Consider the following 14,825-nt stretch of genomic DNA (forward strand, 5'->3'; position numbering starts at 1 on the left):
TCGCTACCAAATAAAAGCCGTCTTTGCCGGCTGCATTGATCAGGAACAACACCATGTGGCGCAATATTTTCAATCCGCAAAACCGTTGGGTCGCAGGTGTTTCTGCGTTCCTTATGCTTTTGGCCAACGGCAGTTTTACAAGCCGCTTGGTGCAAGCCTATCCCCTCTCCGATGGCAATGTGTTGTTTGTTGCATCCGTATTTTTGTTGTTTACCCTGGCCACCACTTTGTTGTTGGTATGGTTGTGCCATGGGCGAGCAGCGCCTTGGGTGTTGGCTCTTTATTTGATTGCTTCAAGCATGGCGGCGTATTTCATGTCGACCTACGGCACGGTGATTGACCAAACCATGCTGGAAAACACCTTGCAAACCAATGCGGCCGAGGCAGGCGACCTGTTTTCGATTTCCATGCTGTTGTACTTGTTGGTTCTGGGTGTGTTACCTGCCTGGTACGTGCTGCGGCGCATGCCCAGGGCAAAGGGCCTTGCAACAGAACTTCGCGCCAAGGCATTGTTCAGTGTGTGTTTGCTGGCAGGCATGGTGTTGTTGATTGTGCCTTTTACCTCCCAATACGCTTCATTTTTCCGTGAACACAAAAGCCTGCGCTTTTACGCCAACCCCACGTATTTCACCTACTCGGCCATTCGCTTGGCCAGCAGCAAAATCAAAGGCAGTGCTGGCCCCGTGGTGGTGCAGGCAGTTGCGCCAGACGCCGCATTGCATGATGAACCCCCGCTGCACCCCAAAGAACTGATTGTTTTGGTGGTGGGCGAAACGGCGCGTGCCGACCGGTTTGCACTGAATGGTTACACCAAGCCCACCAACCCCATGTTGGGCAAAGAAGATGTGGTTTCTCTGGGCAATGTTACTTCCTGCGGTACATCAACCGCCGTGTCGGTGCCCTGCATGTTTTCACTGGCTGGGCGCGATGGCTTCGATGGTGATAAGGTCAATCAATTCGAGAACGTGCTGGATGTGCTGAAACGCCTAGGCGTTGAAATTTTGTGGCGCGACAACAATTCCGATTCCAAAGGCGTTGCCCTTCGTTTGCCCTACGAGAATTTTCGCGACCCGGCCATCAACCCGGTTTGCGATTCTGAATGCCGAGACACCGGCATGCTGGTTGGGCTTGAAGACCACATACGCAAACACCCCGGCAAAGACCTGTTGATTGTGCTGCATCAAATGGGCAACCATGGCCCCGCTTACTATAAACGCTACCCGCCAGAGTTTGAGCGGTTTACTCCGGTGTGCAAAACCAATGAGTTGTCAAAATGCACCGACGAAGAAATCAACAACGCCTACGACAATGCAATTTTGTACACAGATCATTTTTTGGCGCAAACCATTGCTTTGCTGAAAAAATTCGATTCAAGCCATGAAACTGCCATGCTGTACGTGAGCGACCACGGCGAGTCCCTGGGTGAAAAAGGCATGTATCTGCATGGTGCGCCGTATGTGTTTTCGCCCAGGGAACAAACCCATGTGGCTTCGGTGTTGTGGTTTGGAAAAAACTTTGACTACCGTACTGACGACTTGAGGCTGGTCAAGGATTATCCCTTCACGCACGACGACTTGTTCTGCGCACTTATGTTGACTTTCGAGGTTGAAAGTGGCGTTTGCACGCAGCGCACCAATGCTTTGAAAGCTCATTTTGAGCAGCAAGGGCAAACAAGGTAACACCCCAGCAAAGCCATGTTGTGGCTAGTACATGGCTTACAAAATGGGCACCCTTGGCAATTTGCACGCCGCCAGCCAGCCCACCCATCAACAGCACCGCGATGGTCATTGTGCTGCGGTGTTGCCTCAACCACGGCATTGGGCTGTACAACAACACAATCCACATGAATGCGGTGGATGCGTGCCCGCTGGGAAAGCATTTTCCGGGTCCCGGGTTCGCAACAACACGGGTGTTTTGAAACAACCGGAAATAATCGGCTGTTCCGCCGTACAGCTTCAAATCCCAAGGGCAACTGTGCACGGACTGGGCCTTCAGTACGCTGACCACCAGTGCGGTCAGCAAGCTGACCAGCAGAATAAAAACAATTGCTCCCCCATATTTCAGCCTGAAAGGTTTTAAGCACAACAGAAAACCAAAACCCAGCCAAATGCCAGCCGCAAGCCATCGTGTAGAAGAAGGCCAAGCCACTGGTTTTGTTTCAATGGAAAATTCGCTGCCTGCGGATCAAAAAATACATTCGAAATGGCCTGGTCCCAGCCCGTGTAGCGGTTAAGAAAAACAATGAACAGACCTAGCAGTGCCCAGACTGCCCAGTGGTGAATTCGGGTTGGGTTTTCAAACAGCAAATTGATCTCCTGGCCCTGAGAGGGTAGCCACACTACACCGGGTTGATGCGATAAGAGCAGTTTAACCGGCTCGCTGGGGCCGAGAAAGAGGGATTCCGGGAAGTTTCAAAAACTCATCGATGCAGAAACGCATCTAATGTTGCGCTAAGTTTGCATGGGCAAAGTAGGAACTGTCACAAGCAAACTTGTTTGATTGATTGACTTTCAACTACGGGGTGAAATTATGAAACAGAGAAAATTGTTTACCGCCCTGATTGTAACCGCAAGCGCGATTGCCGGGGGAAGCCTCGCATATGCCAGCAACAACCCGGCAGACCTGGGCGCTTCATGGTGAGCCGGTGTAGCTGTGTTCTCCACTCGCATCGCTACACGGTGTAGCCTCAAGCTGAATGGTGGTGTGGTGCAAGTCAAACCGGTTTGCCAGCATGGTGCGAATTTGTTGAAGCAAATCAGTCCAATCCACCTCCCGGTGCTGGCATACCACATGAACTGACAAGCTGGACTTGCCGCTGGAAATGGACCACACATGCAAATCATGAATGCTGTCCACGCCACAGTGGCTCGACAGTGCCTGCTTGATCTCGTCAATGTTCAAATGTTCCGGTGTGCCCTCCAGCAAAATATGTGTGCTTTGTTTTAACAGGGCCCACGCACGTGGCAGCACCCAAAGCCCGATGCCCACGGCAATTACGGAGTCGATCCAGCCCCAACCCGTCCATCGAATCAACAAGGCACCCACGATCACGCCCACAGAGCCCAGCATATCCGCCCAAACTTCAAGGTAGGCACCTTTAACATTCAGGCTGTCGTCTTTAGACTGGCTCAGGAGCTTCATGGAGATGAAATTTACAAGCAGGCCCAGGGAAGCGATGATCAGCATCATGTTGGATTGAATATCAGGCGGATTTGAAATTCGCAGGTATGCTTCCACCAAAATATAAATAGCCACCACAAAAAGCAGAATTGCATTGAAAGCAGCCGCCAGAATTTCAAAGCGGTAGTATCCAAATGTTCGCTTTGTATCAGCCGGTTTTTTACCAATTTGGATGGCCAGCAATGAAATAGCCAATGCTGCCGAGTCGGTGAACATGTGCGCTGCATCGGAAATCAAAGCCAGGCTGTTGGTGAATATGCCGCCCACAACTTCGGCCACCATGAAGCTGGTGGTCAATATCAAAGCAATCCACAATGGTTTTTCGTATCCTTCTACTTTCACATCATGGGAATGTCCTGCGCCCATATTGTCTACCCCTTATTTAAACCAAAGTTGAACACCAAAACCCGCTGCCACTTTCACTGTTATGGCGAAGCAAACCAGAGTAAGCAATGCGCTGCCCGCCAGCGAGAACACAAACCCCACCTTGGGCAACAGCCAGGGGAAGGCCAAAAACATGGGCAGGGTGGGCAGCACATACCAGAATGTCAGGTAGGCGTGGTTGGCAATTTTTTCCTGCGGTGCCTTTTCAACAGCAAGCCAAATCAGCGTCAGCACCGTGACCATGGGCAACGCTGCGATCAACGCGCCCAGTTTGTCACTGCGCTTGGCCACTTCGGAAATAAGGACCACCAGGCCTGCGGTGGTCAGGTACTTCAAAATAATCCAGCCCATGTTGCTAGCCTATGTGTTGTAAGCAGGTTTTGCTTGTTGATCAGTAACGTTCATTTCCTCTTCCTTGCGGTGGGTCAACCGGTAAAGAATGGGAAGCACCAGCAGGGTAAGGGCGGTTGATGACAGAATTCCCCCGATTACTACTGTGGCCAGGGGCCGTTGAACCTCAGCGCCGGTACCCGTGGCAATCGCCATCGGAATAAAGCCAAGTGAAGCCACCAGCGCGGTCATCAGCACCGGGCGAAGCCGTGTCATGGCACCGTCATGAATGGCCTTGTCCAAGGGCATGCCTTCCTCGCGCAGGCTGCGGATAAATGAAATCATCACCAGCCCGTTCAGCACCGCCACACCAGAAAGTGCAATGAAGCCCACCCCCGCTGAAATTGACAATGGAATGTCGCGCAACCACAAGGCCAAAATACCGCCAGTCAATGCAAACGGTACACCCGTGAACACAATCAAACCATCCCGAACGTTGTTGAACATGATGAACAACAACAGGAACACCAGAAACAGTGACAGCGGAACTACAATTTGCAGTCGTTTGGAGGCCGATTGCAACTGTTCAAACGTACCCCCCCAGCTGATCCAGTTGCCTGCTGGTACTTTCACCTTCTGCTGAATCTGGCTTTGAGCATCGGCCACAAATGAACCAATGTCGCGGCCACGCACGTTGGCGGTTACCACCACGCGGCGCTTGCCATTTTCCCGGCTGATTTGGTTCGGCCCGGGCGCAATGTCCAGGCTTGCTACATCGCCCAGTTGAACAAACAGGGGCATGTCGCTGCCAGCCGTGTTGCCTGGCAACTGAATGGGTAGCCGGGCAATGGCTTGCAAGTCGTTTCGCAGTGCTTCAGGCAAGCGCACGGTGATGTCAAATCTGCGATCGCCCTGAAACAGCACGCCTGCTTCCTGCCCACCAACGGCCATGGCAACAGTGTTTTGAACATCGGTCACGTTGATGCCAAACCGTGCAGTTTTTTCGCGATCAATTTGAACGGTCAGCATGGGCAGGCCCGTGGTTTGTTCTACTTTCACGTCTGCTGCGCCATCAACTTTCTCTAGCACTTCGGAAATTTCTCCGGCCACGGTATTCAGCGTGTCCAGGTCATCGCCGAATACCTTCACAGCCACATCACTTCGCACACCCGACAACAGTTCATTGAACCGCATTTGAATGGGCTGGGTGAATTCATAGTTGTTGCCTGGTATTTTCATGACAGCGGTTTGCATGGCCTCCACCAGGTCGGTTTTGCTGCGGCTGGGGTCTGGCCATTCCGAGGTGGGTTTCAGTATCACGAAATTGTCTGCCACGTTTGGTGGCATCGGGTCGGTTGCAATTTCGGCCGTGCCAATTTTGGCAAATACACGGTCCACCTCAGGAAACTGCTTGATTGTTTTTTCCAGTTCAGTTTGCATGCCAATGGCCTGGCTCAAGCTGGTGCCCGGAATACGCAGGGCCTGCAAGGCAATGTCGCCTTCATTCAAGCTGGGCACAAATTCGCTGCCCATGCGGGTTGCCAGCAAACCCGATAAAACCACCAACACCACGGCAATTGAAAGCACCACCGGTTTGTTGGCCATGGACTTGACCAGTGCGGGTTCGTATCCACGCTTTGCCCACGTCATGATGCGGTTTTCTCTCTCGCTGACATTGTTGGTGATCAATAAAGCCACCGCTGCCGGAATGAAGGTGATCGAGAGAATCATGGCACCCAGCAGTGCCGCCACCACGGTGAAGGCCATGGGGTGGAACATTTTTCCTTCCACACCGGTGAGCGCAAAAATGGGCAGGTAAACCACCATGATGATGAGTTGGCCGAACAGCAGGGATCGTCGCGCTTCCTTGGAGGCCAGAAACACTTCATGAAAGCGTTCCTTGCGCGTGAGTGTTCGCCCCGCTTTGGTTTGTGCATGGGCCAAGCGGCGCACACAGTTTTCAACAATGACCACGGCACCGTCAATGATGATGCCGAAATCCAGTGCGCCCAGGCTCATCAAGTTGGCACTAACCCCGTTATTGACCATGCCAAAAAACGTGAACAGCATGGACAGTGGAATTACCATCGCCGTGATGATGGCCGCGCGAATATTGCCCAGAAAAAGAAACAGGATTGCAATTACCAGAATGGCGCCTTCAATCAGGTTTTTTTTCACGGTGTTGATGGCTTTGTCCACCAGCACCGTGCGGTCGTAAACGGTTTGCGCAACTACCCCTTCCGGCAGGTTCCGGTTTACTTCTTCCAGTTTTTTTGACACCGCTTGCGACACCACGCGACTGTTTTCACCAATCAGCATGAACACCGTGCCCAGCACCACCTCTCTGCCATTTTCTGTGGCGGCGCCGGTGCGAAGTTCTTTGCCAATGTAAACCTGCGCAACATCTTTAATACGAATGGGCACACCGGCGCGGTTTGACACAATCACGTTTTCAATGTCGGCAATGTTGTTGAGTTGTCCCGGTGCGCGGATCAAATACTGTTCACCCCGTTTCTCGATATAACCCGCACCCACGTTGCTGTTATTTTGTTCAACAGCCCGCAGCAGATCGTCTAGGGAAATACCTTGGGCAACCAGTTTGTCAGGCAAGGGGGCAATCTGAAATTCTTTCGCGTAACCGCCAATGGTGTTGATTTCGGTCACGCCGGGTACATTTCGCAGTTGGGGTTTGATAATCCAGTCTTGAATTTCGCGAAGATCAGTGGGGGTATACGGTGTGCCGTCTTCCTTTACTGCACCTTCTTTGGTTTCCACGGTCCACATGAAAATTTCACCCAAACCCGTGGAAATTGGCCCCATCGCGGGATCGATTCCGGCGGGCAGTTGCCCCTTGGTTTGCTGAACGCGTTCATTGACCAGTTGGCGTGCGAAATAAATGTCGGTGCCTTCCTTGAAAATCACGGTGACCTGCGACAGGCCGTAGCGTGAAATCGAACGGGTTTCCTGCAGACCGGGCAAACCGGCCATCACAGTTTCAATGGGAAAGGTAATGCGCTGTTCAGACTCCAGCGGCGAGTAGCCTGGTGCGGAGGTGTTGATTTGAACCTGAACGTTGGTAATGTCGGGTACAGCGTCGATTGGCAATTTTTGATAACTGTAAATACCCAGGGCAATCAGGCCCACGGTTCCCAGCATCACAAACCATCGTTGTTCGATGGCGAAACGGATTATTTTTTCAAACATGATTCGGTACTTCCTCTGTTTGCGTGCATTGGCAAAGGGTGGTGCAGATGTGGGCAAGCGTTGAATCAATCGTCATGGCTTGCCCCTGATTTGCCGATGTCCGCCTTGATCAGGAAGCTGTTGGTTGCCGCGTATTGCTCACCCGCGTACAGGCCGCCCAACACTTCAACGGTTTTGCCATCGCTGCGGCCCAGTTCAACCGGGCGTGCCTCAAACTGTTGGCCATAGCGGCCAAACACGGCCGGTCCATCCAGAATGGTTTGAAGGGCTTCGGTTGAAATGGCAACCGGTACTTCACTTTCCTCGGCCACCAGTTCAACTTTCACTGGCAGGCCGGGGCGCCACACAGAATCGGGGTTCGGCAACACAATGCGTGCAGTGGCGGTGCGGGTTTGTTCACCCACCAGGGAACCCACATACGCCACTTTGCCCACGCTTTCCGATTCAAATGCCGTGGCTTTCACGGTGGCTTGCTGGCCTACCTTCACTGTGTTCAGGTCTTTGGGGTAAATCGTCATTTCGGCCCACACGGTGGACAAATCGGCCACCGTGAAAATGTTGGCGTCTTCTTTCAACGCCTGCCCCAAAGCAATGTTTTTTTCCACCACGGTGCCTGATATCGGTGACCGAATTTCATAGCGGGTCAGTTGGCTTCCAATGGTGGCGCCGCCATTGATCGAGGCGAGCTTTTGCCGTGCGTTCAGCACTGCAATTTCAGCCTCTTGCTTGGTATTGCGCGCTTGCAGATAATCTTGCTCGGCTGATATTTTGTCTTCCCACAGTTTCTTTTCCCGCTCGAATGTGGTGTTGGCCAATGCCAGGCGTTTTTGCGCTGCCAGCAACTCGGTTCGCTGGTCTGCCAGGGTTTGGCTGGAAATTACGGCCAGCACTTGTCCCTTTTTAACCTGATCACCCGCGTTCACGGGGGCAGATTCCACAATGCCACTCAAGCGTGGCACCACGCGTACCGTGTTGTCGCTGTTGAACTGGATTTCGCCGATCAACTCAATGCTGCTTTTGATTTTGGCTGGGCCGGCTGTGGCCAGTTCAATGCCGCTTTGTTTCATTTGTTCGGCGCTCATGTCGATTCGGAACTCGATCTGGTCATAAGCGAAGCGGTATTGCTTGCCTTCATGTTGCGCATTCACGGCAACACGGAATGAATGGGGCTCAAACACCACGGCATCGCCGCGCAAAAAATTGTTTGCAGGTGCAAAGTTAATGGTTTGCGGCTGTCGGCCTAGGCGCTCAAGTTCAATACTTGCCTTGGTGGCTTCTGGAGGCAGCAAGGCGTTGTCTTTGTAGGTGTAAATTCTGAACTCGGGTTCTACGCCGTCCTCAAAAATGGTCACTTCGACCCCGTAGCCGTCTTGCGCGAAATACTTGCCCCCTTTGGGTCCTTTGACAGGTTCATTGGGGTTGGCTTGTTCAAGTTGTGTGCCATTGGTTTGCCCAGGCTGGGAATTGCCTGTGGTTAAAACAAGGGCTGGCAGCAGGGCACCCACTGCAACAAGCAGGGCGATGGAAATGATTTGTTTCTTGCTGAAATTGCGTTTCATGATTAAGTGGTCCTACTGAATATTGGCTGGTGTTTGCCCAAGAATCCCTTGCAGTTCGGCGGCATACCGGTGGGATTGGGCGAGCGATTGCTGGCTTTGCGCCATGGCATCAAACAGGGTGCGTTGTGCGTCCAGCACTTCCAGAAAACTGAACTTGCCCATCTCGAAACCCTTGCTTGCAGCGTTGTAGGCGCTTTCTGCACTGGGCAAAATGCTGTCACGCAAGGCCAGGAATTCCTCGCGGGACGCGCTCAGGTTTTCGTATGCGGCTTGTAAATCGCGAGACAAGCGGTATTGCGTTGCTGTCAGTTCATCTTTGGCCTGGTCGGCGCGTCGCAGTGATTCAAGCAAGTTGCCCTGGTTGCGGTCAAAAACAGGGATGGGAATGGATACCCCAAAAATGGCCTGGTTCAAGCCAAGTTCCTGATTTTTTCGCCCACCAAGGCTCACCGTCACATCGGGTACGCCTTTGCTGCGTTCAACCTCGCTAATGGCCTTGCGGCGGTCCACTTCAATTTGGGCTTTCCGGTATGCAGGCGATTGCTGCAACCTGTCTTCCAGTGTCTCGATGGCGGGCAGCTCGGGCAGGTTTTCAAGATTGCCTTCAACGGTTTCAAAACCGACCCGGGATTCTCCCATGGCGGTGGCCAAACGTTTTTTAGACGATTTCAGCGCACTTTCAGCGCGTGCATAATCCACGCGTGCGCCAGCCAATGCAATGCCCGCTTTGGTGGCCTCGACAGGCGATACCTTGCCTGCTTCAACCCTTTTTTGTGCAGCACGCTGGGCGCTTTGTGCCAGGTCGATGGAAGATTGGGCAAGCCGCACACGTTCCTGTGCAACCAGCGTGTCGTAAAAAGCAGAGGTGACTTCGGTTTGCAGGGTGGCCCGCACCATGGCAAGGTCAGCTTCAGCAACGTTCTTGCCGCGCTCGGCTGCATCAATTCGTGCAGAACGCTTTCCGCCCAGTTCAATGCGCTGGTTCAGTTGCAGGGTGCTGGTGCGGGTTGCACTTCGCGTGTCTTCAACCAGGGCCTGCAACTCGGGGTTGGGGCGGGTTTCAGCCTGGCGTATGGTGCCGTCTTGTGCCAGCAGCGCATTTCGGGCCGCTGCCAGTTCAGGGTTTGCCGCATAGGCCCTTTCAAGTGCGGTGTTCAAAGTAAGGTTTGTTGTTCGCGGCAAGCTGGCTTGCCCGGATGGGGAATTCAGCCCATTGCTGGTGTATTCGGGGGTGTTGCCCTGAGCCATGGCGGCACTGGGCAGCAACGCGGTCGCAGCCAGCGTTAGCAATATTTTTCGCATCGATTTCTCCGGTGTACAAAGGAAAGAATCGGCGAGACGAATTAACGCAGTCGTTTAATAAGGTGTAAAGACAGGTGTCGTGTCGCCGTAATCAGGCAGACACAGGCCACTTGGGGCGTTCAGGGCGGGTTTGACAGAAAAAGGAATACTTAGAAGTGCTCAGCACCTGTTGGGGTGAACTGAAATCAATGATCACGCCGTTCGCGTTGTCAGCCGAAAAGCCGATAAAGCTGGATGAATGCGAATGGTCGTGGTTTTGCGGATATTGGCTATCTTGATCGTCACCTGCATCCGTTTGGCCATTGTGGGCATGATGTTCATCTTGATGGTGGCCAAAATGTGCTGTTTGTTGAACAAGCTCACCATGCGCGCAGTAATCCGCCACCAAGCCCCAAGAGGCCTGGAGCGGCAGCATAAACATGAGCAACGTGAGGATAAATGAGCGATACATTCTCAGATTACACCACGGCAATTTGGTCGCTGTCAATTTGTGCCGCGTATCTGTAACCTCTTCGAGACTCAAAATGAATGAATGCAGAAATTTTCTTGGCTTTCAAAAAAACTTGCCTGTGTTTTCAATTTTCGACAATCTTTATACAAAGTAAAAAACACACTTGTCGATCTTGCGGAGAAATTGCGTGGGTATAAATACAGAGAGTTATTCAATTCAATCTACCCTGAATCGTTACAGCAAGCCTGCTGTTTTTCTTCACTGGACATTGACGTTCCTGATTGTGATTTTGGTCGGACTGGGCTGGTACATGATGGATATTGAGGGCCAGCCGGGCAGTGAGTGGTATTTCAATTTGCATAAATCCCTGGGGTTGATTGCATTTGTGCTTATTGCTTTGCGCACTGCGTGGCGTTTAACCCACAAGCCGCCAACATTCGCAACGCATCAGCCAACATGGCAATTGGTTGTATCGCAGTTTACGCATGGTCTGTTGTACGCTGCCATGATTTTAATGCCGCTCACGGGATTTGCTGCTGCCTCTTTGAGCGAGGAGGGCACCGCTTTTTTCGGCATCGAAATCCCGCGCTTGGTGGCTCAGAACCCTGCGCTATCCGATCAACTTTTTTATGTTCACGAATTGACGGCTTGGGTTTTGGTGGTGTTCGTGGCCATCCATGTATTGGCCGCACTCAAGCATTTGGTGGTGAATAAGGATGAGGTATTTGGACGGATGTGGTTTTAACGAGACATGAGTTAAGCGACTTTTTGCCCATCACATGGCATTTTAAGGAAAAGCCAACTGGAGATCTTTGGTATGAAGCAAACAAAAACAATTCAACATCAACAGCTTAATGCTTTCAGGCGAAAGTTCCTGCTACAAAGCAGTGCCTTAGGGGCCGCAGCCTTGCTGCCTTGGGATCCTGCTTTTGGGGCAATTACCGCAGTCGAGATTCCCAAGGGGCGCCCTGCCAAGCAGTTTGACTTGACCATCGCAAACACGAAGATCAATATCACCGGCCGCGAGGCCAGTGCGATTACCTTGAACGGCACGATGCCGGGGCCTTTGTTACGGTTTCTGGAAGGCGATGAGGTTACTGTCAATGTAACCAACAAGCTCGATGAGGCCACAGCCATTCATTGGCATGGCCTGCTGGTGCCGAATTCCGAGGATGGTGTGCCGGGCGTTACCTTTCCTGGAATTCTTCCGGGAGAAACCTTCACGTATCGCTACACACTGCGCCAAAGCGGTACTTACTGGTACCACAGCCATGCAGGCCTGCAAGAAGCTGCAGGCATGTTTGCGCCACTGATTGTAGAACCCCGTGAGCCCGAGCCCTTTCAGTATGACCGGGATTATGTGGTTGTATTGTCCGACTGGAATGATGACTCTCCTGCACAAGTGCTTGCGAATCTGAAGAAGGTAGACGGCTATTACAACTATCGGCGCATTACAACGCCCCAATTCCTGAAGCAGCTTGCAGACGCGCCTGATGAGGCGACACGCAAAGCAATTTGGGCAGATCGGATGGAGTGGGGGAAAATGCGAATGGACCCCACCGATTACAGTGATGGCGGTGAGGAATGGTCATTTCTCATGGGCGGTCTGCGCCCAGATCAAAACTGGACGGCATTGTTCAAACCCGGTGAGCGTGTGCGGCTTCGCGTGATCAATGCGTCACCCATGAACCTATACGATTTCCAGATTCCCGGGCTGCCCATGATGATCGTGCAGGCCGATGGTCAGAATGTTCAACCTGTTCAGGTGGATGAGTTCCGCATTGGCAACGGTGAAACCTATGATGTGATTGTCGAACCCAAAGAGGACAAGCCGTACACCATTTTCGCACCGACCATTGCTCGCATCGGATACGCTCGAGGCACGCTTGCGACGAGGGCAGGCATGAGTGCGGAAGTTCCATCTCAGGGACCTTACCCCGTTCGAACCATGGCTGACATGGGCATGGGGGCCATGGACGGAATGGCCAGTATGGGAGATGGCACAATGCCTGAACCTTCATCGACACAAACCAACGACAGCATGAAAGGCATGTCGATGCCACAGCCCAACGAAGGCCCCGCTGTGGACTCAATGGCGGGCATGGACATGAACAACATGTCTGAATCTACTGCCCCTGTTCCAGATCAAGACACGATGCCGGGAATGGACATGGCTCCAGCCAAAGTGGCGGAGGTGCCCTCCGCGCGCATTGTTGTTGCCCCAGATAAAGACGGTCTGCGTCGACTTGCTTATCAACATTTGCGATCGCTGGAGCCTAACAAAGACCCCCGTCCTCCACAGCGGGAAATATTGGTTCGCCTGACAGGGGATATGAACCGCTACTTCTGGAGTATTAACGATAAAAAGTTTTCGGACTCAACACCATTCAAAGTGAAATTGGGCGAGCGCTTCAGGATCAAGTTTGTAAATACCACAATGATGGAACACCCCATGCATTTGCATGGAGTATTTATGGAACTGGTTAACGGAAACGGTGAATTTGCGCCCAGAAAGCATACGGTGATTGTGGCCCCTGCACAGACTGTCGAAGTAGACGCAACTTACGAGGATGAGGGTGTGTGGGCTTTCCATTGCCATTTGTTTTATCACGCTGCCGCGGGCATGTTTCAACTGATGGAGGTGGCGTAATGAACCGCAATGTTCGTTCATACAAATCAACCTGGTCGTTCCAGTGGATTCGTTCTCTGGGAGTGTTGGGTGTGGTTGCTGTTGGGGCCGTCTCAATGCCTGCGATGGCGATGGAAGATGAATCAATTTACTCTTACACGTTAATTGAAGTGGATAGCGGAAAAGTCAGAAATCAACCGGGTTCAATTCAACTTCTCGGTGCAGAAGGCTGGATTGGTGGGGACTACAATCGATTCGCATGGCGTTTTGATGGTGAACGCCGCCAAGGCAACACCGAAGTAGTAGAAACCCAGGCGCTGTACAGTCGCTACATTGCACCATTTTGGGATTTGCAGGGCGGTATCCGCCACGACTCAAAGCCTGTGGGCGAAGACTATGCCGTAATTGGCTTGCGAGGCCTTGCGCCCTATGCGTTTGATGTGGATTTGCAGATGTTTGTCAGAAGCGACGGTAAAGTGCTTGCGCGTACCCGTTTTGAGAATGATTTTCTGATGACAAACCGGTTTATTCTGCGGCCATTCATCAATGGCGAATGGTCTGCCTCAAATCTTAGTGAGGAAGTGGCAAGTGGCTTGTATCAGGCGGATTTTGGTGTGCAGGCACGCTACGAGTTCAGCCGAAAATTTGCTCCCTACATTGAAGTGAGTCGAACACTTTATCCAGAAACCCAAAGTGGCTCGAATCTTTCTCCGATTACAGAATACCGGGTTGGTTTGCGGTTGATTTTTTGAACCCAAAACTTCTGGACCGATTCAGGTGAGTGAATCGGTCAAACATGTAATGAAAAAGTCAGGCAATTGAAGGGCTTCAGGCAGTATTCTGGGTTCGTGAACTTGCACTGTAAGTTTCAATGAAACAACACCCATACACACCACATGAGAGGTTTAGCAATGAAATATACGAAACAAATGAATAAATTGGGAATGGCTTTGATCTTGACCGCCGCATCGACCTTTTCTGCCTTTGCAGCTGACCCCGGCATGGCTGATATGAAAGGCATGGGTAATCAAAGCATGCAGGGAATGGATGGAATGAAAAACATGAATGACACCAAGGGCGCAGACATGGCCATGACCGATGGCGAAGTCAAGAAGATTGATACTGCTCAAGGTACGGTCACGCTGAAGCATGGACCGCTTGATAATCTCGGAATGCCTGGGATGACCATGGTATTCAAGGTTGCGGACCCAGCAATGCTTTCCACGGTCAAGGTGGGTGATCAGGTCAAATTTCAGGCCGAAAAAGTAAACGGTAAAATCGTGGTCACGAAAATTCAAAAATAGTTTTTTGAAAAGACAATTTCCATCCGCTCGGCAATTAGTCAAGTGGATGGGAGAATGCTACATCGGAGAGCGCGGCGAATCGAAAAGCCGATCACCGTAACTTGATTTTCGCTGCTTGCAAACACATCACCACCATGCAGTTTCGCAATTGCAGCCACAATGGCCAGGCCAAGTCCGTGATTGCTCCCAGTGTCACTTCGCCCCTCTTCAGCACGAAAAAAGGGTTCAAACAAACGGTTCAGTTTGACTGGGTCAATTGTCGGGCCTTCATTCGAAACCTTGATCCACACCCTCTCTGCTTCTCGGGTAATGTGTACGATAATTTCTGTGTTGGCCTGCGCATACCGAATTGAATTGGACAGCAAATTGCTCACTGCTCGTTTAATCAATTCGGTTTCAGCCTCCACCGTGGCATCGCTTTTAACTGTGATGCGAAGATCTCTGTCTTCGGCCAACTGTTCAAGGTATTCCGCGACTGATAT

At 51.9% G+C, this 14,825-nt stretch carries 14 protein-coding genes; 6 read left to right on the forward strand and 8 right to left on the reverse strand.

Annotation, left to right across the window (positions count from 1 at the left end; all coding sequences use genetic code 11):
* Positions 1–53 precede the first annotated feature (53 nt).
* The gene (locus BSZ31_RS05125) at positions 54–1,679 is read left to right on the forward strand and encodes a phosphoethanolamine transferase (RefSeq protein ID WP_105029758.1); all 1,626 of its coding nucleotides are present in this window, start codon (positions 54–56) and stop codon (positions 1,677–1,679) included.
* Here the strand turns inward: BSZ31_RS05125 and BSZ31_RS05130 are convergent.
* Positions 1,588–2,148, reverse strand: a complete 561-nt coding sequence (locus tag BSZ31_RS05130) for a phosphatase PAP2 family protein (protein WP_168426853.1) — start codon at positions 2,146–2,148, stop codon at positions 1,588–1,590. The genes BSZ31_RS05125 and BSZ31_RS05130 overlap by 92 nt on opposite strands.
* Positions 2,149–2,529: 381 nt before the next feature.
* Here BSZ31_RS05130 and BSZ31_RS17280 point away from each other — a divergent pair, with 381 nt between their 5' ends.
* Positions 2,530–2,640, forward strand: a complete 111-nt coding sequence (locus BSZ31_RS17280) for an MICOS complex subunit MIC60 (protein WP_240605654.1) — start codon at positions 2,530–2,532, stop codon at positions 2,638–2,640.
* Here the strand turns inward: BSZ31_RS17280 and BSZ31_RS05135 are convergent.
* The 6 genes from BSZ31_RS05135 to BSZ31_RS05160 form a co-directional block, all read right to left on the reverse strand.
* A complete protein-coding gene (locus tag BSZ31_RS05135; RefSeq protein ID WP_105027834.1) occupies positions 2,632–3,546 on the reverse strand; it encodes a cation diffusion facilitator family transporter in 915 nt (304 codons plus the stop codon). The genes BSZ31_RS17280 and BSZ31_RS05135 overlap by 9 nt on opposite strands.
* A 12-nt stretch (positions 3,547–3,558) precedes the next feature.
* Positions 3,559–3,915, reverse strand: a complete 357-nt coding sequence (locus BSZ31_RS05140) for a DUF3147 family protein (RefSeq protein WP_105027835.1) — start codon at positions 3,913–3,915, stop codon at positions 3,559–3,561.
* A gap of 9 nt (positions 3,916–3,924) precedes the next feature.
* Positions 3,925–7,098, reverse strand: coding sequence for an efflux RND transporter permease subunit (locus tag BSZ31_RS05145; protein ID WP_105029759.1), 3,174 nt, complete (start codon positions 7,096–7,098; stop codon positions 3,925–3,927).
* Positions 7,099–7,163: 65 nt separating this feature from the next.
* Complete coding sequence (locus BSZ31_RS05150; RefSeq protein ID WP_105027836.1) at positions 7,164–8,657, reverse strand: efflux RND transporter periplasmic adaptor subunit; 1,494 nt, start codon at positions 8,655–8,657, stop codon at positions 7,164–7,166.
* 12 nt (positions 8,658–8,669) lie between these two features.
* Positions 8,670–9,959: a TolC family protein gene (locus BSZ31_RS05155; RefSeq protein ID WP_105027837.1), complete on the reverse strand. Its 1,290-nt coding sequence runs from the start codon at positions 9,957–9,959 to the stop codon at positions 8,670–8,672.
* 91 nt (positions 9,960–10,050) lie between these two features.
* Entirely contained in the window at positions 10,051–10,410 is a 360-nt protein-coding gene (locus BSZ31_RS05160; protein ID WP_206018550.1) for a hypothetical protein, read from the reverse strand.
* Positions 10,411–10,597: 187 nt separating this feature from the next.
* On the opposite strand from BSZ31_RS05160, the gene BSZ31_RS05165 reads away from it, so the two are divergent.
* The 4 genes from BSZ31_RS05165 (at position 10,598) to BSZ31_RS05180 (ending at position 14,343) form a co-directional block, all read left to right on the forward strand.
* The gene (locus tag BSZ31_RS05165; RefSeq protein WP_255411416.1) at positions 10,598–11,155 is read left to right on the forward strand and encodes a cytochrome b; all 558 of its coding nucleotides are present in this window, start codon (positions 10,598–10,600) and stop codon (positions 11,153–11,155) included.
* A 72-nt stretch (positions 11,156–11,227) separates the two neighbouring features.
* The gene (locus BSZ31_RS05170) at positions 11,228–13,060 is read left to right on the forward strand and encodes a copper resistance system multicopper oxidase (RefSeq protein WP_105027839.1); all 1,833 of its coding nucleotides are present in this window, start codon (positions 11,228–11,230) and stop codon (positions 13,058–13,060) included.
* The gene (locus tag BSZ31_RS05175; protein WP_105027840.1) at positions 13,060–13,791 is read left to right on the forward strand and encodes a copper resistance protein B; all 732 of its coding nucleotides are present in this window, start codon (positions 13,060–13,062) and stop codon (positions 13,789–13,791) included. Before BSZ31_RS05170 ends, BSZ31_RS05175 begins: the two co-directional genes overlap by 1 nt.
* A 159-nt stretch (positions 13,792–13,950) precedes the next feature.
* Positions 13,951–14,343, forward strand: a complete 393-nt coding sequence (locus BSZ31_RS05180; RefSeq protein ID WP_369907260.1) for a copper-binding protein — start codon at positions 13,951–13,953, stop codon at positions 14,341–14,343.
* A gap of 38 nt (positions 14,344–14,381) precedes the next feature.
* Here the strand turns inward: BSZ31_RS05180 and BSZ31_RS05185 are convergent.
* A partial coding sequence (locus tag BSZ31_RS05185; protein WP_168426854.1) for an ATP-binding protein occupies positions 14,382–14,825 on the reverse strand: 444 nt, incomplete at its 5' end.

This window comes from Limnobacter sp. SAORIC-690 (assembly GCF_002954425.1).
Classification (GTDB): Bacteria; Pseudomonadota; Gammaproteobacteria; order Burkholderiales; family Burkholderiaceae_B; genus Limnobacter; species Limnobacter profundi.

Bases quoted from the DNA above. Each gene is read 5' to 3' on its own strand.
- BSZ31_RS05125 (WP_105029758.1), top strand. From the start codon at position 54: ATGTGGCGCAATATTTTCAATCCGCAAAACCGTTGGGTCGCAGGTGTT.
- BSZ31_RS17280 (WP_240605654.1), top strand. From the start codon at position 2,530: ATGAAACAGAGAAAATTGTTTACCGCCCTGATTGTAACCGCAAGCGCG.
- BSZ31_RS05135 (WP_105027834.1), bottom strand. From the start codon at position 3,546: ATGGGCGCAGGACATTCCCATGATGTGAAAGTAGAAGGATACGAAAAA.
- BSZ31_RS05140 (WP_105027835.1), bottom strand. From the start codon at position 3,915: ATGGGCTGGATTATTTTGAAGTACCTGACCACCGCAGGCCTGGTGGTC.
- BSZ31_RS05145 (WP_105029759.1), bottom strand. From the start codon at position 7,098: ATGTTTGAAAAAATAATCCGTTTCGCCATCGAACAACGATGGTTTGTG.
- BSZ31_RS05150 (WP_105027836.1), bottom strand. From the start codon at position 8,657: ATGAAACGCAATTTCAGCAAGAAACAAATCATTTCCATCGCCCTGCTT.
- BSZ31_RS05155 (WP_105027837.1), bottom strand. From the start codon at position 9,959: ATGCGAAAAATATTGCTAACGCTGGCTGCGACCGCGTTGCTGCCCAGT.
- BSZ31_RS05160 (WP_206018550.1), bottom strand. From the start codon at position 10,410: ATGTATCGCTCATTTATCCTCACGTTGCTCATGTTTATGCTGCCGCTC.
- BSZ31_RS05170 (WP_105027839.1), top strand. From the start codon at position 11,228: ATGAAGCAAACAAAAACAATTCAACATCAACAGCTTAATGCTTTCAGG.
- BSZ31_RS05175 (WP_105027840.1), top strand. From the start codon at position 13,060: ATGAACCGCAATGTTCGTTCATACAAATCAACCTGGTCGTTCCAGTGG.
- BSZ31_RS05180 (WP_369907260.1), top strand. From the start codon at position 13,951: ATGAAATATACGAAACAAATGAATAAATTGGGAATGGCTTTGATCTTG.